Source organism: Terriglobia bacterium (genome assembly GCA_020072565.1).
Taxonomy (GTDB): Bacteria; Acidobacteriota; UBA6911; order UBA6911; family UBA6911; genus JAFNAG01.
In genome coordinates this window covers 1-25,883 of sequence record JAIQGI010000065.1, presented here as the reverse complement: position 1 = coordinate 25,883, position 25,883 = coordinate 1, and the positions used below count along the sequence as shown (strand labels likewise).

The 25,883-nt window shown below is 57.8% G+C and carries 21 protein-coding genes; 7 read left to right on the top strand and 14 right to left on the bottom strand.

Going from position 1 to position 25,883, the window contains the following annotated elements; genetic code table 11:
• Window positions 1–26: 26 nt before the first annotated feature.
• Together LAP85_26200 and LAP85_26195 are read right to left on the bottom strand one after the other, a co-directional pair.
• On the bottom strand, window positions 27–251 hold the full coding sequence (locus tag LAP85_26200; protein MBZ5499906.1) for a hypothetical protein: 225 nt from the start codon (window positions 249–251) through the stop codon (window positions 27–29).
• Window positions 252–342: 91 nt separating this feature from the next.
• Window positions 343–507, bottom strand: coding sequence for a hypothetical protein (locus LAP85_26195; protein MBZ5499905.1), 165 nt, complete (start codon window positions 505–507; stop codon window positions 343–345).
• Between the two features lie 276 nt (window positions 508–783).
• Between LAP85_26195 and LAP85_26190 the strand changes: the two genes are divergently transcribed.
• The 5 genes from LAP85_26190 (at window position 784) to tssM (ending at window position 7,560) form a co-directional block, all read left to right on the top strand.
• On the top strand, window positions 784–1,542 hold the full coding sequence (locus tag LAP85_26190) for a hypothetical protein (GenBank protein ID MBZ5499904.1): 759 nt from the start codon (window positions 784–786) through the stop codon (window positions 1,540–1,542).
• Window positions 1,539–1,844, top strand: coding sequence for a transcriptional regulator (locus LAP85_26185; GenBank protein ID MBZ5499903.1), 306 nt, complete (start codon window positions 1,539–1,541; stop codon window positions 1,842–1,844). The genes LAP85_26190 and LAP85_26185 overlap by 4 nt, the downstream gene beginning before the upstream one ends.
• 462 nt (window positions 1,845–2,306) lie before the next feature.
• On the top strand, window positions 2,307–3,677 hold the full coding sequence (tssK, locus tag LAP85_26180; protein ID MBZ5499902.1) for a type VI secretion system baseplate subunit TssK: 1,371 nt from the start codon (window positions 2,307–2,309) through the stop codon (window positions 3,675–3,677).
• Between the two features lie 21 nt (window positions 3,678–3,698).
• Entirely contained in the window at window positions 3,699–4,409 is a 711-nt protein-coding gene (gene icmH / locus LAP85_26175) for a type IVB secretion system protein IcmH/DotU (protein MBZ5499901.1), read from the top strand.
• A 4-nt stretch (window positions 4,410–4,413) separates the two neighbouring features.
• Window positions 4,414–7,560 carry a type VI secretion system membrane subunit TssM gene (tssM, locus tag LAP85_26170; protein ID MBZ5499900.1) on the top strand — a complete coding sequence of 1,049 codons (3,147 nt, stop codon included), beginning with the start codon at window positions 4,414–4,416 and terminating at the stop codon, window positions 7,558–7,560.
• A 108-nt stretch (window positions 7,561–7,668) separates the two neighbouring features.
• Here tssM and LAP85_26165 read toward each other — a convergent pair whose 3' ends face one another.
• From LAP85_26165 to LAP85_26110, 12 genes are all read right to left on the bottom strand, one after another.
• The gene (locus LAP85_26165; GenBank protein MBZ5499899.1) at window positions 7,669–8,163 is read right to left on the bottom strand and encodes a type VI secretion system tube protein Hcp; all 495 of its coding nucleotides are present in this window, start codon (window positions 8,161–8,163) and stop codon (window positions 7,669–7,671) included.
• Between the two features lie 339 nt (window positions 8,164–8,502).
• Window positions 8,503–8,802 (bottom strand): PAAR domain-containing protein, encoded by a 300-nt coding sequence (locus LAP85_26160; GenBank protein MBZ5499898.1) that lies wholly within the window; start codon window positions 8,800–8,802, stop codon window positions 8,503–8,505.
• A 138-nt stretch (window positions 8,803–8,940) separates the two neighbouring features.
• On the bottom strand, window positions 8,941–10,851 hold the full coding sequence (vgrG, locus tag LAP85_26155; GenBank protein MBZ5499897.1) for a type VI secretion system tip protein VgrG: 1,911 nt from the start codon (window positions 10,849–10,851) through the stop codon (window positions 8,941–8,943).
• 10 nt (window positions 10,852–10,861) lie between these two features.
• Window positions 10,862–13,561, bottom strand: coding sequence for a type VI secretion system ATPase TssH (gene tssH / locus LAP85_26150; protein ID MBZ5499896.1), 2,700 nt, complete (start codon window positions 13,559–13,561; stop codon window positions 10,862–10,864).
• Window positions 13,562–13,711: 150 nt separating this feature from the next.
• Window positions 13,712–14,701: a type VI secretion system baseplate subunit TssG gene (gene tssG / locus LAP85_26145; GenBank protein ID MBZ5499895.1), complete on the bottom strand. Its 990-nt coding sequence runs from the start codon at window positions 14,699–14,701 to the stop codon at window positions 13,712–13,714.
• Entirely contained in the window at window positions 14,698–16,557 is a 1,860-nt protein-coding gene (gene tssF / locus LAP85_26140; protein MBZ5499894.1) for a type VI secretion system baseplate subunit TssF, read from the bottom strand. Before tssF ends, tssG begins: the two co-directional genes overlap by 4 nt.
• The gene (tssE, locus tag LAP85_26135; GenBank protein MBZ5499893.1) at window positions 16,557–17,042 is read right to left on the bottom strand and encodes a type VI secretion system baseplate subunit TssE; all 486 of its coding nucleotides are present in this window, start codon (window positions 17,040–17,042) and stop codon (window positions 16,557–16,559) included. The genes tssF and tssE overlap by 1 nt, the downstream gene beginning before the upstream one ends.
• Window positions 17,043–17,287: 245 nt before the next feature.
• Window positions 17,288–18,787: a type VI secretion system contractile sheath large subunit gene (gene tssC / locus LAP85_26130; protein MBZ5499892.1), complete on the bottom strand. Its 1,500-nt coding sequence runs from the start codon at window positions 18,785–18,787 to the stop codon at window positions 17,288–17,290.
• The gene (gene tssB, locus LAP85_26125; GenBank protein MBZ5499891.1) at window positions 18,780–19,319 is read right to left on the bottom strand and encodes a type VI secretion system contractile sheath small subunit; all 540 of its coding nucleotides are present in this window, start codon (window positions 19,317–19,319) and stop codon (window positions 18,780–18,782) included. The genes tssC and tssB overlap by 8 nt, the downstream gene beginning before the upstream one ends.
• A 173-nt stretch (window positions 19,320–19,492) precedes the next feature.
• Window positions 19,493–20,608 (bottom strand): type VI secretion system protein TssA, encoded by a 1,116-nt coding sequence (tssA, locus tag LAP85_26120; GenBank protein ID MBZ5499890.1) that lies wholly within the window; start codon window positions 20,606–20,608, stop codon window positions 19,493–19,495.
• 107 nt (window positions 20,609–20,715) lie between these two features.
• Window positions 20,716–21,675 (bottom strand): tetratricopeptide repeat protein, encoded by a 960-nt coding sequence (locus LAP85_26115; GenBank protein MBZ5499889.1) that lies wholly within the window; start codon window positions 21,673–21,675, stop codon window positions 20,716–20,718.
• 196 nt (window positions 21,676–21,871) lie between these two features.
• Window positions 21,872–23,002, bottom strand: coding sequence for a hypothetical protein (locus LAP85_26110; GenBank protein ID MBZ5499888.1), 1,131 nt, complete (start codon window positions 23,000–23,002; stop codon window positions 21,872–21,874).
• A gap of 756 nt (window positions 23,003–23,758) precedes the next feature.
• Between LAP85_26110 and LAP85_26105 the strand changes: the two genes are divergently transcribed.
• The gene (locus LAP85_26105; protein ID MBZ5499887.1) at window positions 23,759–24,616 is read left to right on the top strand and encodes a hypothetical protein; all 858 of its coding nucleotides are present in this window, start codon (window positions 23,759–23,761) and stop codon (window positions 24,614–24,616) included.
• Window positions 24,617–24,817: 201 nt separating this feature from the next.
• Window positions 24,818–25,345, top strand: a complete 528-nt coding sequence (locus LAP85_26100) for a hypothetical protein (GenBank protein MBZ5499886.1) — start codon at window positions 24,818–24,820, stop codon at window positions 25,343–25,345.
• The last annotated feature ends 538 nt before the right edge of the window (window positions 25,346–25,883 follow it).

Below are 25,883 nucleotides of genomic sequence, written 5' to 3'. Positions count from 1 at the left end.
TCCACGATCGTGGACACCGATTCCAATCATCGGGAAAAAGTGTCCACGATCGCGTCGGAATCGCTGTCCACGATCAATCGGAATGACTGTCCACGATCGATTGGAATGGGTGTCCACGATGGGTCGGAATATGCAGCCAGCTGTTCCCAATGCCTTGGTCCGGTAACGTTGGCTTTCAGGTGCTCCAGAAAATCGGCTCCTAAAAATCCACAGGCGCTGTCCAGAGGTTCCTGCGTGTAGCCCAGATTCATGATGATCTCCCGGCTCCGATCCACCAGTATCTCGGGACTATTGAGCTAAGGGATCATACTGAAAATCGAGTTCTTTTCTGATCGACTCCCCCTAGTACACCCAAGGAATAAGACGCTTAGTCGTCCGCGCGTATTCTTCGTAGGCTGGCCCGAAGGCTGCCTCCAGAGCGGTCTCCTCGACGTGGATACGATAGACCACAGCGACGAGGTAGGGGAGAACACTGGATGCCAGGGTCCACCAGTTGGCAAACGCCATCCCGATGCCTGCGTGGACCATCAGAGAGCCGGCTCTGAGCGACGCATCACGGCACCACTCTTATGGCTCTCTGTCTGAATGTCTGATCATTGATATCTTATCATGCTTCTGGCTGGCGGCGTGTTTGGATACACTGCCAGGCTGGCCTCGCTACTTCAGGGCCGGGAGTTGCAGTCAGACGTGGCCGGGCAGGGCGGGGATGAGCGCGCTAAAACTTCTTGCCATACAAGATAGTTTGTGATACAAAGTAATTGCTATGACAAGGAGGCTTGCATCATGAATGAAAATGAAAAGTCATCACCAGAACAGCTTCCGTTGCAGGAAATCCGGGAAATTCCCAAGTGGAGCCGATCGTATGCCCTAAACCGGACGCTTCCGGTTCTCGTGCTCCTTGCTGCTTTTCTCCTCATTTGCTGGGGAATCGGCCAGTTTTCGCAATTAGCAGGCGAGGCTTATCGCGCTGGCCGGATGCTCGCGTTTGGCCTCAGGATGGCGGCGTTGGCTGTCTGCTTAGGCGCCATCGTGCCACTTGTCATACCAAGCATGTTTAGGAGACTGGTGCGAATCCTGAACGAATGGTGCTACCCCAACGAAGGGGTGGCCATCATTGCACCGTCGCTGAAATCACCGCTCCGGCGGAGGTTGGTTTTTTCCGGCTTCCTCTTGTTGGCTGTCGGCATACCCGCGCAAGTAATCCTCGGAGCGCGTCTCACAGAAGAATACCAGCAACCTGTGTCGACTTTGTACGCTGTTCCATTTCTGATGGCCCTCGCACTTTCAGTGCCCGGAGTTGTCTCTATGTTCTTGCTTTGGGCCGTCCTTTACGGCCTGCACGCCGTGCTCCTTCTTGCCGGCGCGCCGATCCTGTTTGGCGGCGAATGGTCCAGCCTGAACATTGTGGTACCGACGATCGGCTACGGCATGCTCAGCGCGCTGGCAGGCCATGTCTATAATCGCTACTCTCTTCGGCGGCTCAGACGTTTGGGGGTCGGCGGCCGCGGGCAAGAAACCGGTGGCACGGTGAGGCGACCATGAACGATCTGGACCGCGTTATTCACGAACCGACGCGTCTGCGCATCCTGATGATCCTCTCTGGAGTTGATGCGGCGGACTTTAATTTCTTGCTTTCCGCGCTTGAATTGACCAGCGGAAACCTCTCATCGCATCTCGACCGCTTGGAGAAGTCCGGCTACATCGAGATTCGCAAGAGCTTCCAGGGCAAGATCCCCAAGACGGATTGCCGCCTCTCGAAGACCGGGCGTGCCGCCCTGGCGAATTATTGGCACACCATCGATAACATTCGCTCGCGGCCTGCTGTGCACGAGCATAAGGGCTAGGACATATGAAACACCTGACAGTTCGCAGTTTCATGTCGGAAGACTATCCCGGTGATGCCGATTCCGTCGTCGTTGCGGGCGCCACGCGACTGGATGATGCCCGCTGGGAGCAGGACGCCGTCGAGTAACTCCTCACGGAGAATCGAGTGCTCGGAGAGGAGCTCGGCAAAAAACGAATCCCCGTCAACGATGACCAGCGGTGTCGCCTGGCTCTGAAAGCAAAATCCTGGCCCTTTGCGGTGCCCCCAAGCGGCGCCCGCATTGCATCTTTTTCCCCATATCCCTCGCAATTGTGAGTACCGCCGGCGCAGGAAATTCCCTGTTCGTCCGTGTCGCGATTCGGTGCTGCGGAGGCAATCAGACAGGAGGCAGGCCGGTGCACTCCAGAATTTTTCGTATTGCCTCGGGCGATCATCCTGAAATTGGGTGTATAATCGGGCCACCTCAGCTATCAGGGGCGCTATGACCCGAGACAGAAAGATTCTCTGGAGTGAGGGGATGTTTCTCACCCCTCACCATTTTCAGCAGTGGGATGACTATCAGCAGCACACCATCGACTTTCGAATCAGATCGCTGGCCCCGTTTGCCTGGGGGCTTACCGAGCTGGAGGTCAATCGCGAAGGTCTCGCGAACGGCCATTTTTCGATCGTCCGGTGCGGCGGCATATTTCCGGGGGGCACGATCTTCAGCGCATCAGAGTCCGATGGGCCGGCCCTGTCCCGAGTGCTCAGCCATACTCTCGATCCCTCCATACAAACGGTGGACGTGCATGTAGCGCTTCCCGCAAAGCGCGCCTCGTTCCGCAATGTATCCGGCGGCAACGAAGGTGATGCCTCGTCCGCGCGCTATTTGAAAGAATCGATTCGCGTCATCGATGAGAATACCGGTGAAAATGAGCGGGAGGTGGATGTCGCCAGAAACAACCTGAGAATACTCCTCGGAGGCGAGTCTCTTACAGATCACGATCACCTCCAGGTTGCCAGGTTGAAACAGGAAAGCGGCGGATCGTTCGTTCTTGACGACACCTACATTCCGGCCTGCCTGCACATTTCTTGTTCCAGCCTGCTCACGCACATTGTGCGCCGGCTGCTCGAAACGCTGCATAGCAAGAGTGCATCGCTTTCTGAATCCCGGGGTCAGCGAACGGCCGGATTGCTGGAATACGGCAGCTCCGATTTGGGAACGCTGTGGCTTCTTCACACCGTCAATTCCTTCATACCGATAATCGATCATTACCATCGCGTGCCTCGATCGCATCCGGAGCTCCTCTTTACTTCGATGGCGCAGCTCGCGAGCGCATTGATGACGTTTTCTCCTTCGGCACACCCGAAGGATCTGCCGCGATATGATCACAGCAACCTTTCCGCGACCTTCCTGGGATTGGATAAGGCTATTCAGGAGCTTCTCAAGGCTGCCGTCCCAACCGGCGCGGTAGAGATCCCGCTAATACGGGAGAGCGAATCCAAGTTCACGGCACAAATTGCCGATGATCAATTGTTTGTCGCCGCAGAGGTGTTTCTCGCCGCGAAGGCTGATATTCCCGAACACCAGCTCATCGAAGAACTGCCCAAACAGGCGAAGATCAGCTCGGCCGACAAGATAAGTTCTTTACTCGGTCTGGCCCTTCCAGGCGTGGCTCTGGTGCACCGTCCTGTTCCCCCGCATCCGCTTCGCGTGAAACTCGGCCTGCAGTACTTTCGCCTGGAGAGCCGGGGGGACTCGGAAAGCCAGAAGCATTGGGAAGAGATCTGCAAGTCGCGGACGCTTACCCTTCGGATCCCGGGACAGAGATTTCCGGGTCTGAGGTTGGAACTTTGGTCGATCAAAGAATAGGTGCCCCTTCTGAGAGACTCCATGGATGAATCCGCAAAATCGGTAACGCTTTCCGAGTTGGCCACCGAGATCTTTCTCTTTGCCCTGGGCATGCGCAACCGGGCGAACATGGCCGAGTCCAGCACGCTCCACCAGGGTGTTCTGAAGCTCTTTGATGAGTTCGAGCAAAAAGCCAAAGCACAAAAAATTGATCCGGACGACATTGCGGCAGCCAAATATGCGCTGGCAGCCTTCGTCGACGAAACCGTCCTGAGCGCGGAGTGGCCGGGCAGAGATCAGTGGGGCGAGGATCCCATGCAACTCCACTTTTTCGGGACCTATCTTGCCGGCGAGGGCTTCTTTGAGAAGCTGGAAGTCCTCAGGGCGCAGGAGAAGCTCAGGAGAGGAAGTCTCGAAGTTTACTATCTGTGCCTGGCGCATGGATTTAAGGGGAAGTACGGGATTGCGGGAACCGAACGACTTCAAGCATTGAAGAAGGTGCTTCAGAGCGAGTTGGAGCGGGGGCAGGCTGAGGATCAGAAAGATCTTTCGCCGCATTGGCGGCTGGCGGACGGCCCTTCCCGTACAGCGGACAAGCTTCCGCGTTGGTTTGTTTACTTATGCGCGGCCGTGTTGGTGGCGTGCCTGCTGCTCTATATAGTCTTTTTCATTCACATTCGAACCGAAGCGAGCAAGGTGCAACGAGGCCGCGCAACAGCAGCTCTAACGTCATCCGTACCATTGGACAGGTGAGCCGATGAGGAATCCGCATTCATCATTCCCAGGCACGGCCCTTCTCGCCGCCATTTTCCTGCTGATTCTTATTCCTGCCGCATGGTTCCTGGGACCCCGGTTCGGCATGCAGCGCAGCACAATCACTCTGGTAGCAGCAATCGTCGCAGGGCTGGGGATTCTCCTTCTGCTCATTTTTGTTTTTTTCAGGCGGAAGCAATCCGACCAGCCCGCAACGCAGACTCAAGCTCAGGTACAAGCGCCCGCTTCCAGTCCTCAAAAGGCGCCGGTCTTGGGGGAGCGTCTAGCGGGGGCAATCCAGTGGCTGAAGAAGTCCAAACTTGCCGAGGCAGGTCGAGATCCAGTTTACGAATTACCCTGGTATCTGTTTCTCGGGCAGCGGGGAAGCGGGAAATCGACGCTCATTGCACAGTCTGGATTTGCCTTTCCCTACACGGAGCCGAAGAAAGCGCTGGGGAAGCTGAGCATTGGTCCGACCGAGGATTGCGACCTGTGGGTGTCTAACGAAGCCCTATTCATCGATCCTTCCGGCGCATACTTCTCAGAGGATCATCCAATGAGAGCGTGGCAGGCTGCGCTCGGTCAAATCAAACAACATAGAAGGATGAAGCCGATCGACGGCCTTGTCCTGGTAGTGGATGTCGCCGATCTTTTACAGCTCGACCGGGATGCCCTCAGGGAGCGGGCTGACCGAATTCGTGCCTACCTGGATATGACCGCGCACGAATTTGGCATGGTTTTGCCCATCTATCTTCTGTTTAGCAAGTGCGACCTGATCGCGGGCTTCAGAGAGTTCGTGGGCACACCTCAAGATCGCGAGAATTCTCCCCTCGGTGCCACCTTCAGGAAGGAGCAGTACCAGGGTCCTAATCCGGAAAATGAGTTTGAGCTGGAGTTCGAGACCATCTGCCGGTCTTTCCTGTCCCGTCGCGTTCTGGGTCCGGCGAACCGAAACGAGCAGACTCGGGAAAAAATCTTCGCCTTCCCCCTGCAGTTTTCATTGATCAAGGATCAGCTGCGGGATTTCGTCGGGATTCTCTTCCGGCTCAATCAGTTCCGCGACAAACCTCTCCTGCGCGGATTCTATTTCACCAGTTCTGTATCGATGGGCCGCAGCCTCGACCCAGTCGGCGAACTGATGCGCGAGAAAACCGGCCTGCCTAAAGCTCCCGAAGTGGACAGGGCTCTGGAAACGACAAGCTGTTTCATCCACCCCCTCTTCACGCAGGTCATCATTCCCGACCGGAATATGGCAGGTCTCTCATCCGAGGTCAGGCGTCGCCGCCTTCGAATCAGGATGGCGGCCGTGGGGGCCGCGACAATCGTGCTGCCGCTCATTCTCATGACCTTCATCTGGGGAGCTTATCGAGATAGCCGCGACCTCATCCGTGCCGTTGAGGCCGCTCAAGGCATCGCCATTCGGGATGGCAAGACCACCGATAATCTATTGGCATTGAGCCGCCTGAAAACGAGCCTCGAGAACCTGGAGTGCCAGGGCGAAACGAGCGCCTGCAGGACCCATGGCCGGCACCTGCACTGGGGTTTGTACGCCGGAGAATCAACGCTGAATGAAGCACGAAAGGTTTATCTGGGACAACTCAAGCTGCTGTTCCTTGATCAGATGCTCGATGGGGATACGCGCCTCGGTCACAAATACAACGGTCTGAAGACACAGCTGGGTGCGATGGTGGCCCAGGCAGGCGCACAGACCGCGAAGCCGGGCCAGACGGAATTCAATCCAAGTCAAGCTTATACTCTCCTGAAAACATACTTGATGTTCTCGACCGCAGCGAAAGCCGATCCCGCCTTCATGGAAGGGCCGACGCGCGAATATTGCAGCCTCGGAGTCCAGGAGAAGGACCGGCCGATGGCGGCGGAACTGTTGAGGTTTTATTTGCATCAGCTTGGCAACCATCGGAATCCGGCCTATCACCTTTCGCGGAGTAGTGCGGACGACGAACTGGTGAACCGGGTAAGGAAGCTGCTGCTGGTCGTCGAGCCGGACCGGTACTATTACGGCGTTATCCAGGAGGAAGGGGGGTCGAAGATCAACTCGATCACGCTGGCCGGCATTTTGGCTGGGAAAAATCTTTCAGTCTTGGGCGCGGGAGCGGAAGTGAACGGCACCTTCACTAAAGTCGGCTGGGATACATTTGTCAAAGACAAGATTCTTGAGATGAAGAGGGATTACGAAGAGGAGAGAAGTTGGGTGCTGGGAACGTCGGCAACCGGGCCCAGCCAGCCCAGAATCGATGAGAAACTGCGGGCGAGCTACTTTGGCGACTATCAGGAAAGCTGGTGGAATTTCCTCAAGAGTATCCGGGTGACACCTTTTGGCAATTTTCAGGATGCATCGCAGAAGCTCACCATTCTGTGCGATGCCCAGGCCTCCCCCTTCGCTGATCTGCTGAGAACCGTCTCCGTGCAAACCTGGGAGGATTTGGATCCGGCCAGGCCAAAGGACGTCGACGGCACAGTTCCAGCGGAATGCATGCAGGTGGCCAGGACTTTCCAATCCATCCACAATTTCGTGAAACAGAAAGAGAGCCAGGATTCACCCTTGACCCAGTACCTGAAGGCGCTGAGTCGGCTTCAGGTGGTCATACGATCATTTCTCGACGCCGATCAGCCCGCGGCCCAGATCAGCGAGATCGGCCGTGCGTCCGAGGCCGCACTGCAGGTCACAAACGGGCTTCTGGTGAGCTTTGACGAAAACTCGCGCCTGGCCGTCGAGCCCATTTTGAAGCAGCCCATCCAAAACCTCTTGTCCATGGCGGACCGGGCAACTCCCGTCGGATCGGTCAAAGACGAGCGGAAAAGAAGCCTGACCGTGGGAGGCATTGTCAGGGAGAGGGGCACGACTCTGAAGCAGGCTACCGTATCGCTGCTCGAGGCTTATTCCGAGAACAGGTACCTGGCAAACAAAGAGATCATGAGGACACAAACTGGCGACGGCGTCTTCCAATTCCCGAATGCGGTGAATCCCGGCCCGTTCAAGATCTGCATGGCTAAAAAAGGAGACAACAACTATCTCTGTGTGGATGTCCGCCTGGGGATTGAAAGCGATGGCAAGGTCTTTGAACTCAAACGCCCTCGTTCGATGCTGCTGTTCGGCGGGGGAAAAGTTGAACTGACGCTTCACATACGATAGCTTCGGGCTCAGAACTGGAGTTCTTCCACTCAGGCAGTCGAGCGACAAGGAGTCAGGCAGCAACGCCCGACTCCGAGCGCTTCCGGATCTTGAACGGTTTCGTGCGTGTCAGGATTTGGTCGGGGCGTTCGCCGCTATATCCCAGCCAAACTCCCCTCCCAGCTTGGTATTTCCCTTCTCGTCCTGAACGTAGTACTGGAAGGAAACCTCCTTGAAGTTCAAGGTCACATTTTCGGTCAACCTGTCTTCGCCTCCGCTGCCGCCGGTCGAAAGGGATGTAACCATACAAGGCTTCATTGTGATTTCGATGTACTTTTGCTGGCCCTCACCGGCCTTGCGACAAGTCAATTTGCACTCGGCAATGTGCGTGCCTTTCGACAGGGCCAGCATGAGTTTCGGTGATGATTTATCGACCCATTTCGTGAAAGAGATGTCTTGAAAGTTGGCCTTGCCCGCTCCCCCGCCGGCAGCCATGTGAAAATTGCCTGACTGCGACATTCCCCAACTCCAGGCCAGTATATCGACAGCACCCTTTTGTTTGAAATCTTTGTCCTGGGTTTCGCCTTTGATATCGCCCATCTCCATGAACATATCTACTGCCATAAGATTCTCCCCTCGTTGTGAACGCCTGATCGCTTTCGGTCCGGCCACAAAAGCCGAACATCTCACGCCTGATGATGCTCCCGATTGTGCAGGACCTTGATGGTTTCGCTCCGGGAGTCTATCGAAAGACGCCCCATAGGAACCATCAGTTCCTGCATCCTACAACGATCAACTCGAGGAGGATTAGAGGCGCGCCGAACCGGATTGCTTCAGGAATCCTTCGCTACCTCTGCTCAAGTTGAATCGAGTCTTTGCCGAACACGTTTGAGGATATGGCCTCGTGATTATAACAGGATTCCGAGAGTTGAAGCGCACAAATCTCTCCCGTCCTGATCCGCATCAGCCGCCGATCAGGACGGTGGGACAACCGGCCACTATGCTCCCACCGTGAGCAGTCACGTCGCCCAGCCGGGCTGCGGGACGATTGCCGATGAGCACGGTGGACGAACCCTTTATGATGCTGTCCGGTGGACCGACGCATGTGGCCATGTCACCGGCGATCGCAGCCGGTTGACCGCCGATCAGGACGTTCAGTACACCGGGACCCGTGATGGGCCCTCCGACATGGGGGATGGGCGCAACTGCCGGGGTTACCATGGGACACACGTGCATGTCACCTATTCTGGCTGCAGGAAACATGTGGACTCCTTATGGTGCAAGCCGCCATCATCTTGATCACCCTCACGCCGCGAACCCGGCTTACCCGCTCTGGGGGCCGGGTGGTTTCCCATCGGCTGCTATCCGCCGTATGGAGTTCGCAGCATGCTTCTCCGATACCTAATTGATCCTTACAATTGCACCTTTGATTTCCGTATCTCCAACAGCAGTGACTTTCACGGCGGCACCACCCTTGATTTCCGCCATGCCCTTGGCATCGAGTTCGATTTTTCCCGCAGTGCTGGTCTTGATGCCTGCTGCATCCACGGTTATGACAGACTGGCCAACCTTGAGCGAAATGCTTGATTCCGCCTCGATGACCACGCTATCCGCCTTGAGGTGGTACTCTTTGGCACACTGGTCGGATTTACCGATGACGGTCAAAGTTCGGTCCTTGCCGATCCATCCGGTTGCGTTGTTCTTGATGTGGATGTCGAGGTCCTTCTCGCCATGAATGTACATCTGCTCCTCGCCTTTCTTGTCTTCGAATCGGACCTCGTTGAAGCCCCCGCCTCCCGGAGAGGAGCAAGACTTGTAGCCGGTTTTGGTCTTGTGACCCGGAAGCTTGTAAGGCGGAGTCATCTCGGCGTTGTATACGGAACCGAGGATGATCGGCTGGTCCGGATCCCCTTCCTCGAAGGCGACTACGACTTCCTGGCCGATGCGCGGGATATGGGAGATCCCCCATAGCCTGCCCGCCAGGGGAGTGCCCACCCGAATCCAACAGGAGCTGTCGCTGTTATTCTGCCCTTCTCGGTCCCAGCGAAACTGCACCTTCACGCGGCCATACTTGTCGGTGAAAATCTCTTCGCCCGAGGGCCCGACCACGACGGCGGTCTGCGTTCCTTTGACGAACGGTTTCGGCGTGATCCGCGGCGGCCTGTACGGCAGGGCATAGGGGATGCACGTAAAGCTGTTGTGATATTCGAACTCCTTCATTCCCGAATGGTAGCCCCCGGAAAACTCCGCAAAGTGCTCGACGCTGGTTGTCAGATACTGACCATTGGCGTTGAAGTGTCTTCCCAGGTCAAACTTGTGCCCGCTGACCAGTTGTCTGCAGTCGCTTTTCCCCATGATCAGTATGCCAGGCGTCTCTTCCTGCTGCATGCGGATCCCCACGGTCCGATTGCTGTCTTCAAACACTTTCTGGAGATCGCTCGGCCTGTCAGCCCCGCGTCCGTCGACACCATCGAACCGCTGAGCATACATTCCCGGGTAGTCGTATAGCTCGAGCTTGTCGTTGCCGCCGACCTTCAACTTGTGAATCACGCTGCCTACCTGCACGGAGTCGAGAATGGTGCTTTCAGCCTCAAGATTCTTATGCGGGAGTTCAAAGCAGTAGTCCCAGAGCGTGCACTTGCCGGAGCGCAATTCCTGGCTCTTTTCCCAGGAATGGATTCGGTCCTCCTCCCGCAAGCCTCCCATTGCTTCCCCAAAAATCAGTTGGCTCGCTTCGGGGATGTCGGGATTACTCTGAGGAGTGTTGGCGAGGACGAGCATGTGTCCATCCTGGGTGTGTTTGAAAAAGTAGTAGATGCCTTCCTCTTCCAATAGGCGGCTGGCGAAGCCGAAATCCGTCTCACGGTACTGGACGCAATAATCGCGCGGCTGGAAGGCACCCTGAATTTCATAAGAGACATCGAGCCCTTGCAGCACCTTTTTCAGGATATCGGGGGCGGAGAGCTGCTGAAATATGCGGCTCTGCGTTCTCTTGGTCAGCAGCCAGAGCTCCGGGACGATTTCCAGACGGTAGGAGGTAAACTCATGGTCCCGGCCGCCCTGACGTATTCCCTTGCAGATGCCGTTGATATGACGCTGCTTGCCGCCGGGCAAGCGCAGACTGATCGTGATCTTCCGGCCGAGGAGCTTGTCGAAAGCGATATTGGTCTTGTTCTCGGCAAGTGCATCGAGTTGAAACCCGAAGAGCTGAGAGATGGCTTCACGGCCGGAAAATCCTACCGGGAGCAGGTCGTCCTTGCCCAACGGCGTGGTAATCGTCAGCGGCCGGTCGGCCTGGAGATATGTCGTCATAAGTTGCTCCTCATGCAACGGAAAAAGCACATTGAGGGCCATCCGTCTCGATCCGGTATTTGAAGCCGCCGCAGTCGTCGACCGAGACGTGCACCCGGCTGATTTGCTGGCCCTGGGCCATCCTGCCGAGAATTTCCTGGGAAATCTCGGGCAGCAACGTGCGCGTCACGATGTGATCCACGTTGCGCGCTCCGCTTTCGACCTCGTGGCAGCGGCCGGCGATGGCAGAGACCAGGGCGTCGTCGTAAGCGAACTCGGCACGATGGTTTGCCGCCATGCGCTTCTGGATGCGTCCCAGCTGCAGCCTGATGATCAGGCGCATGGTTTCATCGGCAATGGGATAATACGGCACCACGATCAGGCGGCCCAGGAACGCAGGCTTGAAGAACTTGAGCAAGTCGGCCCGCAAGGCCTCGGCAAGCGCCAGCGGCTCGGGACGCGTCTCCGGATCTGCGCACAGCTTCATGATGGTGTCCGTGCCCGCGTTTGAGGTAAGCAGGATGACGGTGTTCTTGAAATCGATTTCCCGGCCTTCGCCGTCTTCGAGAATGCCCTTGTCAAAGACCTGGAAGAAGAGCTCCATGACATCCGGATGCGCCTTTTCGACCTCGTCGAGCAGGACAACGCAATACGGCTTGCGGCGCACCGCCTCGGTCAGCACACCACCTTCCCCGTAACCCACGTAACCCGGCGGCGAGCCTTTCAAGCTGGAGACGGTATGAGCTTCCTGATACTCGGACATATTGATCGTAACCATGTTACGCTCGCCTCCGTAGAGGGCATCCGCCAGGGCCAGCCCCGTCTCGGTCTTGCCCACACCGCTGGGCCCGACGAGAAGGAAGACGCCGATGGGACGGCGGGGATCGACGAGGTTGGCGCGGGCCGTTTGAATGCGCTGGCTGATGGCAAAGAGCGCATGTTCCTGGCCGATGACGCGCTCGGCCAGGCGCTGATGCAGCGAAAGCACGGTACGGATCTCATCGCTCATCATCTTGCCCACCGGAATGCCCGTCCAACCTGATATCACCTGCGCCACCGTCTGGGAGTCCACGCAGACCTGCATCAGTGGGCTCTCTCCCTGCACTCCGGCCAGGTCGGCATTGAGGAGATTCAGCTCGGCGCGCAGTTTTTCGACATCTTCCGGGAGTAGTTTGCTTTCGTCTCCGCCGTCGGACTTCCTCGTACGAGTTTCGAGCTGCTCCCGGATTTCGCGCAGCCGGGCCACGAGCGTACGCTCTTTATTCCAGCGTTGCTGCAGCCGCGCGTACTCCGATTCGGCGGCAGCGCTCGCCTCCACGAGAACGGCAACGCGCGCGGCGTGATCCGCACCGGCGGTTTCCTCGCGCTTCAAAGCCTGGACTTCGACTGCGAGCTGCGAAATCCGCCGCTGGCAATCTTCGACCTGTGGCGGGATCGCGGACTGGCTGAGCGCCAGACGAGCGCATGCGGTATCCAGCACGCTGACACACTTGTCGGGAAGCTGCCGGCCGGAGATGTAGCGGTGCGACAGGCGGACCGCCGCCTCCACCGCCTCGTCCAGGACCCGCACTTTGTGATGTGCCTCCAACGCTTCCGTCAGCCCGCGCATCATGATGATTGCCTGCTCCTCCGTGGGCTCTTCAACCTTGACCACCTGGAAGCGTCGCGCGAGGGCCGGGTCCTTCTCAAAATATTTCTTGTACTCGGCCCATGTGGTCGCTGCTATCGTGCGCAGCTCACCGCGAGCCAGGGCAGGCTTGAGCAGATTGGCGGCGTCGCTTTGTCCTGCCTGTCCGCCGGCCCCGATCATGGTGTGAGCCTCGTCTATGAAAAGGATGACCGGTAGCGCCGAGGATTTGACCTCGGCGATCACCGACTTGAGACGGTTCTCGAACTCCCCCTTGACGCCCGCACCCGCCTGCAGCAATCCCAGATCGAGCGTACGCAGCGACACGTTGCGTAGCGGCGGCGGCACATCGCCGGCGACGATGCGCAGCGCGAAGCCCTCCACTACGGCAGTCTTGCCCACTCCCGCCTCGCCGGTCAGGATAGGATTGTTCTGCCGTCGCCTGGTCAGAATGTCGACCACCTGCCGGATCTCAAAATCGCGGCACAACACGGGATCGATCTCGCCCTTCCGGGCACGTTCGGTGAGGTTGACGGTGTATTGGTCCAGTGCCGGCGTTTTGGAGCCGGGACCGGCACCCACAGGCATTCCGGCCTCTGTCGGTCCTCCCGTCACATCGCTCTCCTTATCCTCGGAGGAGCCGGCCGTGATGTTCATCAGGTCCTTCTGCAGAGTCTCGGCCGAGATCTTGTTGAATTCCGGCGACAGGTCACGCGCCAGCCGTGCAGTATCCGGGTCGGCGAGGAGTGACAGCAACAGGTGGCCCGAGCGTAACACTCGGACTCCATAGTCAATGGTGGCGAGTGACCACGCCTCTTCAAAAAGTCGCGGCAGGCGGGGCGAGAGCGCAGGCGTGCGCGCGTTTCCGGTCTTGAGCCGGTCCAGGGCGCGCGACAGGTCTCGCATCAGGCGCGAAGTGTCCACTTCAAAGTGGCGCAAGATGCGCGCCAAATCGGTGTCCGGAGCCTCGACGAGCTTGATCAGCAGGTGCTCGAGCTCGACGTCATAGTGCGTTCGTGACAGGCAAAGACCGGCCGCCGCCTCCAGGGCACTACGGCAGGTCCGGTCCAGTTTGGCGATCAGTGATTTCAAATTGGAAAACACGAATCCTCCTCATCCCGAGATTGGAAGGGATCAAGCCCCTGTCCGGGTACCTGGTACGATGGCAAGATTTTGAAGAATCGGCACAGTATTCCCTTCCTCTTCCCCATGTCTTGAGGAGCGGTCTTGGAGGGAAGAGGCGCGGCTTTTCTCTCAGTTGTCGCACGCAAGGACAATATCGTCTGCATTTGTTCTGACATCGCGCAGCTTGAGCCATGACGACCAGCCGAGACGAGCTCCCGTTTCACTCCCCGACATCAGCCGGCATGACGGGACTTCCTCCGCCCGTGGAACCAGACTCACATCAAAGTCGTACTCCATGCCGGAATATAGACGGATTAACCGCATGAGCTCTTCGTACGCTGGGCCGCCGGGGAGAAAACTGCGAATATCCGCGAGCGATAGCGGGCCTAACCTGACCCGAAATTTCGACTGCCGGTCCCAGATGCGCTCTCCCACGATCAGATTGACTCCCAGTGTGCTGTTCTGGGTGCCCAGGCGAGACAGGTTATCGGGTTCCAGCCGAACCCACCGTCCCACAAACAGCCGGATCTCAACGGGCACCTCGAAGTAGTCGCGCAGTATTCCCTCCAGCCCGCAGGCCGAGCGAGGACGCTGGTTGAACAGCCCTGCATAGAAAAAAAGGGCTTCATCCTTGATTCGAAGCCGGCCCTTCAGGGCCGGCGTACCCATTCCGATCAGGTCACTCAAATATTGCGAGATGCCTCCCTCGGGGTGCCGTTCATAGCCAATCAGAAAACGGTACTTGGCACAGGCGCGGTAAAAGAGGGAGATCGCTCGATGGTTGAAGAGGTCGAAAAAATCGCGCAGCGTGTAATCTTTCCGGAGCATCCGTTCGAGGAGCAATTCTGTGTAACAATGGGGCAGCACACCGACCGGGCCGGTGAGTCCCATGAAGTTTACTATCACGCCGGGTGGCCTTTCCCCACTCTCGTCCGCGGCCACGCTCTGGATCTCGCTTGCCGGAAACGAGAGGGTTAACCGGGCGCCAAAGCGGGCGACCTCGCGAGATGGGGGGCCGGCGTGGCCGACGGGCTCCCGGTCAGGAAAGAGACGCTCGAGCACGCGAACCGCCTGCAGGAACTCGAAGCTGTGCCCGTGTTCAAAGATTGGGTGTTTCATAATACGATTTGTTCCCCGGCGCGAGGAGGCCAGCGTTTCAGGATCCCTTCGCGCTGCCGTGTCGATATGACCAGCTGGCTGAATGAGTTGATCGAGGCATACAGCGCCAGGAATCGCTCAAGCACCGAAGCGAAGAGGAACACGCCCGCACCGACGTACTGCTGTTCGTCGAGCTCCAGGGAAACTTCTATGCCGCGAACCACGCTCACAGCCAGCGCCGATCCGATCGAGCGGAAGACGCGACGCGCCTTGACCTGAGTGATGCCCTCGATCTGCCGCCGTGTTGCTGAAGAATCGGCAAAGTCATAGAGTTTCAAGATCTCCTGGAGCGCCTCCGGCCCGTGGCTCCCCTCCTGCTCGGCCAGGGAGAGGTAGTTCAGTGCCAGGTGCGAGATCAAGCGCCACTGCGTGCCGCGCCGGAGCGGCGAACGCAGCGTCGGAGTCGGCTTCTTGAGGCACCGGATGGCAGTGTAGATGCCGGCCCCTTCCAGATGAAAATCACCGTTAGGGCTGCCGAAAGGCAACTGGCCGGGGAGATCGCGATTCGTGCAGGTCGTTTCGATCGTGAGAATCTCGGCATTGGGCACCGACGGATTGAAATCGAGATCAATCAGGCTGAGGTAGACCTCGGTTCCCATATCATCCGATCTTCCGGACTGCCGGCGACTCGCGTGCCAGTAAACGCGCTGGCGCTCACGATCCACCGCGTGTTTGTAGGAAAAAAGGGGCCGGTAGACGATGGGTCTCTCGAGCTGGGGGGCGGCGTTGCGGACGGCGTCGACCGAATACACTTCCGTAGCCATTTGCTGGCGCACGTCCGGGACAATGCGATACTCGGTTTTGGTGCCGGATAACTGAATCGGCTCCGCCACCTGCCGGAATAGATTGACTATCGGAGTGCAATTGAGGCGGAATGTCTGCGCGTTCACCGCCGTTTCCAGGTCGAGGGAGCGGTTGAAGTAGATTCTCACCTCCAACTGGTCGCTGAAACCCGCACATGCTGCCCGATCGATCCCGGCGAGATCGAAGAAGAGAAACTTGTCGGGGAACGAGAAATACTCCGTCAGCAGCCGGTAGCCAAGGAAGGAACGGTCCGTGTAGGGAATCATGCCCTCATCGCGGCCGAACCCTACGGGACGCAGGCAATCCGGCTGATGAATGACTGGAGCAGGCCCCTTAGCCGACTTGCCCGCCCGAAATTCGACCTGAAGAACATTGTTGAACAGCAGCTCATACAGCCCGTAGACAAGCCGTCCCTCGCCTTGCAAACAAAAGCGCAACCGATCGATGATGCGGTACTCGCCTTCGCTGGTTTTCTCGCGCAGTTCGGAAAGCGGCAATCCATCAAGCATCCTCAATTCCATCCGGAGCATCGCATACGCGGAGTGTCCCTGCACTTCGGTGCGCTCAGGAGGCTCGAAGCCGGCGGATACTACTTCGATGGGCCAGATGTGCACGGGGTAGCACGTCTGAAACCGGCAAGGGGCTCCGGCCACAGGCCTGGAGTAGAGCATTGACCCCCGCGGAATCTGTTGCCCCGTCTGGAGCTTGGCCTGTTCCGGATCGAGAACGAATTGCACGATCGACATGGATGGAATCGGCGCCAGGTAATGAGGATAGAGCATCCCCAGCAGCGATTCGGTAATTTCAGGCAATTCATCGTCGAGCTTGCATTGAATCCGGCCGGCGAGAAAAGCAAAGGCTTCAATCAGCCGCTCGACGTGCGGATCCTCACACTTGTCCGCCTCCAGCAGCAAACGGCTGGCGATCTTGGGATATTTCGCGGCAAACTCCGCTCCGCTCTGGCGCAGGAACGTGAGTTCCCGCTCGTAATAGGCTAACAGTTCCTCCTTCATCAGTCTCCCTGGACCTTGAACTCGGTGCTGAATATTTGCAGTGAGGTGTCAAAATTCACCTGCTCCGGCGCCGGTTCGACTTCAAGATATGCACGGATGCGGAAGTGCAGCATGTGCTCAAATTCGCGTCCCGGTTCAGCGGTGACGGTAACATCCCGCAAGCGTGGTTCGAAGGTCCTAATGGCATCCTGGACCACACGACACATGCGCTCCTGGTCTGCGAGATTTCTAGCGCTCAAGGTGCTGAAGTCGGAGACTCCGTAGACAGCGAGGGATCTCAGCGTCTCCTTCAATTCGGCGGATATTTCGTGGATCGGCCTGCGTGTATTCAGCAGCCATTCGAGGTCACGCCTGACCGATTCCTTCAGCTGACGCAGGCTCTCGGCCCGCGAGGCAGGCGCCTCATTCAAATTTCCAGGCTCGCAGTCGATAAGACGATCCAGCACCGAAAGCGCAATGCGGGAATCGGTTTCAAACCGTGACATACGCTCCTCGCAGTCGCCCGAAAACCACAGCCGATGGGTCCGGCTGTTTCAGAATCGACGCGGCAGTCTCTCGGGCCGGCTGAATTCGCAGTCACCAGGACAGGGACCGGAATGACCCTATGCTACTGCTCCGGCTAAAAAGGTCCTCCTATCGGCTATTATCCCTCGGTGCGAAATCCTCAGAGCCGATGGTGCGGAAGCCGCGCTGCATCGCTGCGATTTCCGCAACCGTGATCTTGCGCTTTTCACGACTTGCCGGCTGGAGGCGGCAGTTCAGCCACGAGCCGCAATGAAACCGTCAACTCATCCAGCTGGAAGTGCGGTTTGAGGAATGCAATCGCTCGATATGCCCCGGGCTTGCCGGCAATTTCCACCACATCGATGCGGGCCTCTCGCAACGGAAACTTGGCTTTGGTCGCGGGCGACGCCGAGTCATCCGTGGTCACATAGTTGTTGATCCACCGATTGAGAAAGACCTCGCACTCCGTCCTGGACATAAAACTGCCGATCTTGTCGCGCATCATGGACTTGAGGTAGTGAGCAAAGCGGGAAACCGCCATGATGTATTGCAGCTGGCTTGCAAGACGGGCGTTGGCATTCGCGGCCTCACTGTCATACTTCGGCGCCTTCTGGGTCGATTGGGCCCCGAAGAACGCAGCATAATCCGTTCCCTTGCAGTGCACCAGTGGAATGAAGCCGAGATCCGAAAGCTCCTTCTCTCGCCGGTCGGTGATCGCGATTTCTGTCGGGCACTTGAGCGCGATATCGCCCTCATCGGTTTTGAATGTGTGAGTGGGCAGCCCCTCGACCAGCCCGCCCCCCTCAACCCCACGAATAGCCGCACACCAGCTGTATTTCGCAAAGGCGTCGGTGAGGCGCGTCGCGAAAGCAAAGCCGGCGTTGCCCCACAGGTATTTCGAGTGGTCTCCGCCGTCCACTTCTTCCTCAAATTGGAATGCCTCGACCGGCGCTGTGGCTGCTCCGTAGGGCAGCCGCATCAGAATATGCGGAACGCACAGGCCGACATATCGGCTGTCTTCAGATTCGCGGAAACTCTTCCACTTTGCATATTCGGTAGTCTCGAATATCTTGGCCAGTGCGCGCGGGTCGTCCAGCTGGGTGAAGCTCTCCAGACTGAGCAACTCCGCGCTGGCTGCTGCAACGAAGGGAGCGTGGGCCGCGGCGGCGACATTCGAGATTTTCTCGAGCAAGGCGATATCCTGCGGCTGCTTGCCGAACTCGAAATCTCCGATCAGGGCGCCGAAGGGGGCGCCGCCGAACATGCCATATTCCTCCTCATATACCTTTTTAAACAGAGCGCTCTGGTCGAACTCGACGGCTCTTTCCAAATCTTTGCTCAGCTCCTGCTTGGTAGCGTTCAGCACGCGGACCTTGAGCAGAGTTCCGGTCTCGCTCTTGTTTACCAGATAGTGAAGCCCGCGCCAGGAAGCCTCCAGACCTTGGAATTCCGGAGCATGCAGGATCTCGTTCAGCTGCTTCGAAATCAGCGCGTCGATCTGGGCAATTCGGGAATTGAGCATTGCCTCGGTGTCCTTGGAGACGGTGATTTCGCCTTCAAGCACCTGGCGGGCCAATTCTCCGATCATGTCACGCGCCAAGGTGCGGCTGGAAGGATCTTTCCAGCGGCCGGAATCTATGATCTTATCGAGTAGCGCCCCCCCATCCTCGAGTTCCAGGGCCTTAGCCTGCTTGGGCCCGGCCTGTGATTCGCGGTCCTTATTCATTGCCACCCTCCTTCTTTACCTTGTCCTGGGCCTGCATGGCTGCGGCTTTCCCCACCTTTTTCAGCACCTCGGAATTGCTGATGACTTCCTGAAGGATCGTTTCGAGCTTTTCGTTGCCGTCAACCTTGTGAACCAGGTCCGAGAGGCGGCGGCGGGCTTCAAGCAGCTTGCGCAGCGGTTCCACCTGATTGACGACCTGCTCCGGCTCGAAGTCCTGCAGGCTTTTGAAGTTCAACTCAATGTTCAGCTGCGTTCCGTCATCGGCCAGCTTGTTATCTGTCTTAAAGGCCAGGCGAGGCTTCATGCCGGCAAGCACCTGGTCAAAGTTGTCGCGGTCGATGTTGACGAATTTCCGCTCTTTGAGGCGGGCAAGCGGTTCTGCAGGCTTGCCGGAAAAATCGCCCATGACGCCGACGACGAACGGCAGTTCTTTCAACTGGATTGCGCCGCCAACCTCAAGGTCGTATGTGATATGCACGCGCGGCGCCCGCACGCGGTCAAGCCTGTGTTGTGTACTCTCCTTTGGCATAATTGCATCTCCTTTCTTGAATCCGTTATAGAAGGCCGTGAACCTCCCGGCAGCGTAACCGGAGTGCGCGCTCGTGTGAGCCGATTCCAGGGAAACGGTTCCACCTCATCCCAGAACCGCAGCTGGGAAGAAGCATGCGAATTCCCTACGGCCTGTGGCTACCTGCCGAAATAACGCTAGTCAGCGTCCGGTGCCGATCCGAGTCCCAGTGTATCGCGAAGCTGCTCGAGCACCTGACGTTCTTTAATGACCTCCCGGAGCCAAACTTCCAGCGGCATCTGCCCCCATCGGATGGCACGCTCCACTAGATAAGAGACGGGGCTGTGAGGCTCGGTTTTTCGGAAATATTCCACGACTTCTTCCAACCGCTGCAGGGCGTCCTGTCGGCTGCGGATGGGTCCCTCGACTCCCCTGGGCCCGACTGCATCCCTTGCAGTTGCCGTCTCATCGGCAGCAGTTTCCTCGGGGCCGGCTTTATCGGGTTCGAGCATGCGCTTCTCCCTGACGGTTTTCTCTACCAGCGAAGTAACGTCTTCGAGCGCCTTTTTTAAATAGCCCAAGCCGGGAGTCTGGCGCTCGAACCTCTCATCCATCGTCCGATCCAGGGCCGCGAACTCCTCCAGGCAGTCTTTCAGCTGTGCGTAAATGCCCTCATAATAGACGCGCGTACTGTCGTTTTTTGCTGACCGCCACTGCTCGCCCGTGACCTTGTGCTCCCGTTTGGCTTCCTCCCTGAGCGCGTTGGCTCCCTCCAGTGCCTCCGAGTCGAGCTGTGAGAGATCTTCCGGAATGTCGTATTTTCGCGATTCTTCCCACTGGAAGTAAGAGCAGTTTGGCTCGGACATCGAGTTGGTGATGGGCGATTCTTTGAGCGTGAAGGCGGCCTGGTTGTCGAAGAAGGCCAGAGCGTTGGCTCGCGCTTCAAGGTCGCCGTCGTCGGCTTCCGGATAGACGTGGTCCCAGAAGCCTGTCAACAGCCCGCGCATGAGTTTCAGACTGTCGAGAAGACCGGCGAAGCTGTGGAGTTTGATCAGTGCCTCAGCCAGCCATGCGCCAACCTGCAGATCCTTGGTTTGAGTTGTGAGCGCCTCCGCAGCAAGGGTCTTGACCCGGGGCCAGTCAGCTGTCTTGACTTCATGGGCCCACTCCCCCTGCGGAAGATCGGCCTCTGCACGCCGTGCCTTGCGAATCTGATCGTACAGGCCGGAATACAGGAGACTTTCGCCGCAGGGATTGTCCCCCGGAATCGGCGCCAGCAGTTCGTCCAGATTTATCACGGGTTCGTATGCCATCAACCGACCTTCCCAGGCTTGTCTCTGTTCAGGCAGCTATCACAGCACAGAAAGCGTAGCCAGCGTATGTGAGCAGTGTGTCGAGGCTCCCCCCCGGCTGGCAGAAATTACGTCGGCGATCCCTCTCCAGCATGGACGAAATGAATCTCGGCCAACTCGAGCATGGCTCGCTCCTGCTCGTCGATGAGGAACATCCGCTGCCCGACGCCTCGCACCAATCCTTCGCTCTTGTCGATCCAGTTCGTTGTTCTGCCTAGCCTGACAGCCTCATCCTGGTGATCACTCGAGCCAGGATAAAGGACCGGCAAAAATACCTCGCCCGCATCTCCCCCGCAGCTCTCGATTCGGGCTCTTGCCCAGATGAGATCACGCAAAAGTTGTGGCTTGGCGATCTCGATGCGCCGGATCTGCTCGAAAGGCAGCCAGGTATATTGGCCATTTACGACCACTTCTAAAAAAGGACCAAGAAAGGGATCGGAGTCCTCAAACCGTTGAAACGACTCTCCGTCCATCCGCCCGGCCAGGGCCGGCCGAAGCTGGAAAGCCTTTTCCAGCAAGATACGTGCCTTTGCCGGCTCCCCCTCTCGCAGCAGCTTCAAGGCTTCCAGGTGAAACACCACGTGCTCGGGCGGCGCGGTCAGGAAGCCGGGGAGCTGATCTTCGGCGAACACAGCACGGCGCGCTTTCTCGGCAGCGAGGATCTGCCGATAGACGGCCGCACCGATCTGCATATCAGCATTTTGGTGGGCGATGACATCGAGCTGCTTTTCAGCTCGTCCGAGATCCCCGGCGAAGCAGAGCAACTCGAAGAGGAATACTCGTAAACGCGAGTCTGAGGGGTTGGCGCGCACATCCTGCGTCAATCGCTCGATCGCAGCCGCGAGCTTTCCCTGGTCGAGGAGTGCTTTCGCATCTGTCATGCTAGCTCCCGGGATTGCCGGCAAGGTTCTTGTGCTAGCCGACTGTGAGGCACGTCGGCTCGGCATATCTCGGCGCAAGATCAAAAATTCTTTGAGGCTTAAGGTTGCTCTGCGTCGTTGGCAGATGAACGCCGGATCCTCCGGCAATGAACTCAATCTGATACTAGCAGCACTCTGCGCGCCGAGTCAAACCTAATTGCCACCACAACCTGACCCGTAGATCAGGTTCGTGAGCGTCTCCACACCCCAGGTCGGCGGCCGGCCGCTGTTGCTGCACACTGCGGCGTCGGTCTCTTGGACCCGTTTGGAGCGGCCGACTCCCTGAAATTGGCATTACGGGCATTCAGTCGAGTACACCCAGCTTTTTGAACCTCAACAGGGTGTACGGGTAACCCTTTACGTCGGCGACCTGCATCTTGAAATCTCCCTTACGCGTGCGTGCAGGCGCACCCAATTCCAATTCCATGTATAGCTTCTGCTCTTCCGCCGTAATCTTCTCGCAGTTCCCGCTCAACAAGGCCCTGAATACCGCAGGCCAGCATTTGATGAACAGCTTCATGTGCAGGGAGTTGATGAACAATGGGCTATCCAAGAGGTAATTCTGCACACCAGCCGCGGCGAGCATCTCACGCCGGTGCGACACCGACAGAGGCTCCACCTTGTGGCCCTCACGAATCTCCCGGCCTGCCACCCGCCCGGTCAGGTGGCTCTCTAACGTCGTGGATCCCAGCCACAACTTCTTCCAGTCCCTCCGCTTAGTCTGCAGCTGTTCCCACTGGACCGCATTCTTCTCGTGGATCTCGAAAAACATTTCGCTTATTTGCTTGTCCGATTTGGGCTCGATGTTGGCAAGCTTTACGTTGTTTCCCTTCAGCCATTTGAGCATCAGTTCATAAGTAATCCGACCTATCGGGTTCCAGTCTGCGACCACTGTCGCCGTGCCGTGCTTTCCGGGCATGACGACATACTCAGGGATTACGGTGCCCTGAATTCTCGGCTGGGCAAACGTCAGCGGGAACATCGTCGAGGTGTCGTTCTCCATCAGGACCGCGCGCACACTCTTGACGTTGGGCGTGATGACATCCTTCCCTTCCTTCATCGTCATGGCCACTGGATCGACGTTGAAAATATGGACCTCTTGTTTCGTGTTGTCATGATGGAGCCGGTTTGCAATCAGATAGCTGGTAATCGCGCCGCGGCTATGGCCGAGGATGAAGACCCGCTTTGCATTTGAAGCTTTCACTACCGGGAGCGTCGCCTCCAGGTTATTTTCGATTCCGGCTCCCATCAAGCCTCCAAGCAATCCCATCGGATCGTACCAGGGCTTCCCTTTCCCGCTGCCGGGTCCGTCATTGATCCACTTTGTGCTCTTCTCAGCCCCCTCCACGGCAGCGTACAACTGGACCAGCACGTGGCTCGCTTTGGATCTGTCACCCCAAGTCCCCATGTTGCAGATGCAAAACGTATCCGCCATGACTCGTCACCTCCCCAATTGTTCGTGATTTGACATACGATACCAGGGTTCTCGGGATCCCAAGGAGACCCCTAACTTACTTTTCGCCTTCTACTATCCATGGACTGCGTGGCGCTCCGCTGGCACCGGTAGTGCCTCGTGCTTTCCGTAACGTTAGCTTGGATCCGATGTGCTGCCTTACAAAGACAAAGATCATTAAACCACGAAGGCAGCGGCGCGGCAAAGCGGCATTCGCGACACCAACCGTGAAATGCGCGAAACACATGAAATTCTTGTCGCGTGTTTCGTGAATTTTGTGGTCTCCAGAGGCCTCGCCGAAAACTGTGCTAAAAAACACCTGTCCACACTAAAACTATTGTGGACAACATCCTGCCGTGACTGTGGACAGCAAAAGAATAAAGTTTCCTATCCCTCACAACGGCTGTCCACATGAAAAAACAGGCACATGTCAAACGCGTCAGACCTTCGGCGCCTATGGCGCCAACTTCAATCCACACGCTCATGCCCTGGTCCCCGGAGGCGTTTTCACGCCCAACGGAGAGTTCCTGCCGCTCCCTACGCTCGATGCCGCCGCGGTCATGGAAGTCCTCTGCCGCCTGCCCCAAGCCCTTGCCTCTCCGATTTCCTCTGTTCTCCCGGATAGAAATGCTTATAAGTCAAATGTCCGGCTCTTGCTGATCGATAAAAGGTGTAAAATTGCGGCGGTGTCAGCCGGAATGGAAACGAGTTGACATTCAATTGAAAGGCGGGACAAATATGCGGAAATACTCATTAATGCTTCTTGTACTCTCCGCTGTACTGCTCTCCTCTTGCGCCAGGCAAAACACGGCCACGGGACCGCACGCCACCGTTTTCCTGCGCGACGGCAGCCAATTCGCGGGGACGATCACAAGCAGTTCTCCAACCGAGGTCACGGTTCGGGGCGACGATAACACGACGAGGACTATTGCGATGAAGGATCTGAGGTCGATTGAATACGACGAGGTGTCGACCCCAGCACCCGCGGGGCAGGCCCAAGAGGCTCACAAGCAGCCGAAGCGGGCGTTGAGCCGTGAGCATCCGGAAGAGTCCGCCATCACCACCAAGACCTACGAACTGCCGGTCGGGACCGAACTGAATGTCCGCACCGATGAAGCCATTGATTCTGCAAGGGCCGTCAAGGGACAGACCTACGCAGCCGAGATAGCTGAGGACGTTCGCGATGCCAATGGCGACGTCGTAATCCCCAGAGGAGCGAATGCTCAAATTGTAATCCGCGCCGCATCCGGGGGAGGACGAGTCAAGGGCACCTCCGATCTGGTCCTGGATTTAGCTACCGTATCAGTTGGCGGTCGCCAATACCAGCTCAGCACCGTCGACCTCCGACAGGCGGGCAAGTCTGGTATCGGCGCCAACAAAAGGACGGCTGAATATACGGGGGGCGGAGCCGCAGTCGGCGCCATCATCGGCGCCATCGCAGGAGGCGGAAAGGGAGCTGCCATCGGTGCGGGATCCGGCGCTGCCGCAGGGGCAATCACTCAAATCGTCACCAAAGGCGGCTCCATCAAGGTTCCCGTGGAAACGGTGCTGACATTCAAGCTCGACAGGACTCTGCGCGTGGTTGCCGCAAACTAGAGAGCCGGCGATCCTTGAATGTTTGAGAGGGTAGCGCCAGGGGCATCGTGTGCCCGGATGTGCCGCGCAGGCAAAACTCGCCCGGCTCTCTTCAGGTGCTCTCCAGGCCCGCACGGAAGGCATTGTCGCCTCGTTCCGGACGCGGCAGACTTGGATTTCACGGCAACGCACTCTCCGCCTTCTTAAGGAGAGGATATCGCGATGAATTTAAGCACTCTCATCGATCTCTACCGGCATATGGAGTGGGCTGATGCAGCAGTGTGGACCTCGGTGTTGGCGTCCCAAAATGCACAGAAGGACGCTAAGCTCCAGGGCCTTCTCTATCACCTTCACCTGGTTCAGCGTGCGTTCCTGCGCACCTGGCGCAGTGAGCCTCGTGAGACGCCTTACCCTTCGTTTGACGATGCTAAGTGGCTCATGGCCTGGGGTCGCAGTTACTATGGCGAGGCGCTTGCTCACCTTGGGGCCCTGAGCGACGAGAAGGTATCGGAGTCCATGCCGATGCCATGGGCTGAGATGGTCGCCCAGCACCTGGGCCGTGCCCCGGAAATGACGACCATTGGAGACACTGCTATGCAGGTCGCCCTTCACACCCTGTACCATCGAGGCCAGATCAATGCCCGCCTCCGCGAGGTTGGTGGCGAGCCGGCTCCGGTAGACTACATTGCATGGGTGTGGCTCGGCCGGCCGGCGCCTGATTGGCCGGCCGTACCCGGTCCCGCCAGGTGACATCCTCCCAGACAGTCTCGGGGCCCTTATAAAGGCAATATTTTCTCACTTAGCCCAAACAAGGGTGATTGGAATCGTCTTGAGCGTACCAGGAGCAATGGCTTAAGCCCCGCAAGGGGCGTCCGCAGTCCGCAGCCCAGGGCATGAGGCCTGGGAATGGAGGGCCATTAACAAAGAGAGCCCTGTAAGGGCGATGCGAGGTCCTTGTAATCGGGGCATTGCTGGCGTTCCTGCATCGCCCTTACAGGGCTCATCCATCATTTGCGTCTCATCCCAGGGCTTGCGCCCTGGGCTGAAAACTACGGCCGCCCTTTCAGGGCTTGCGGCCGCCAAGGGCTGCGGCCGCCAATGGCTTCGGAGCTTGTAACAACCGATGGCTCGCCGGAATGCGTGAGCCCGCTAGGAGTCCGTCCGAGAATTGTCTGATTTCTATTGATCGGCGGGCTCGAGAAATTTACCTTATGTTCCATGGCAAAAACATATCGTTCCTACTGTCCGGAGCAGCTCCTGCTGCTGCCGCCGAGCTTGCGTGATTGGC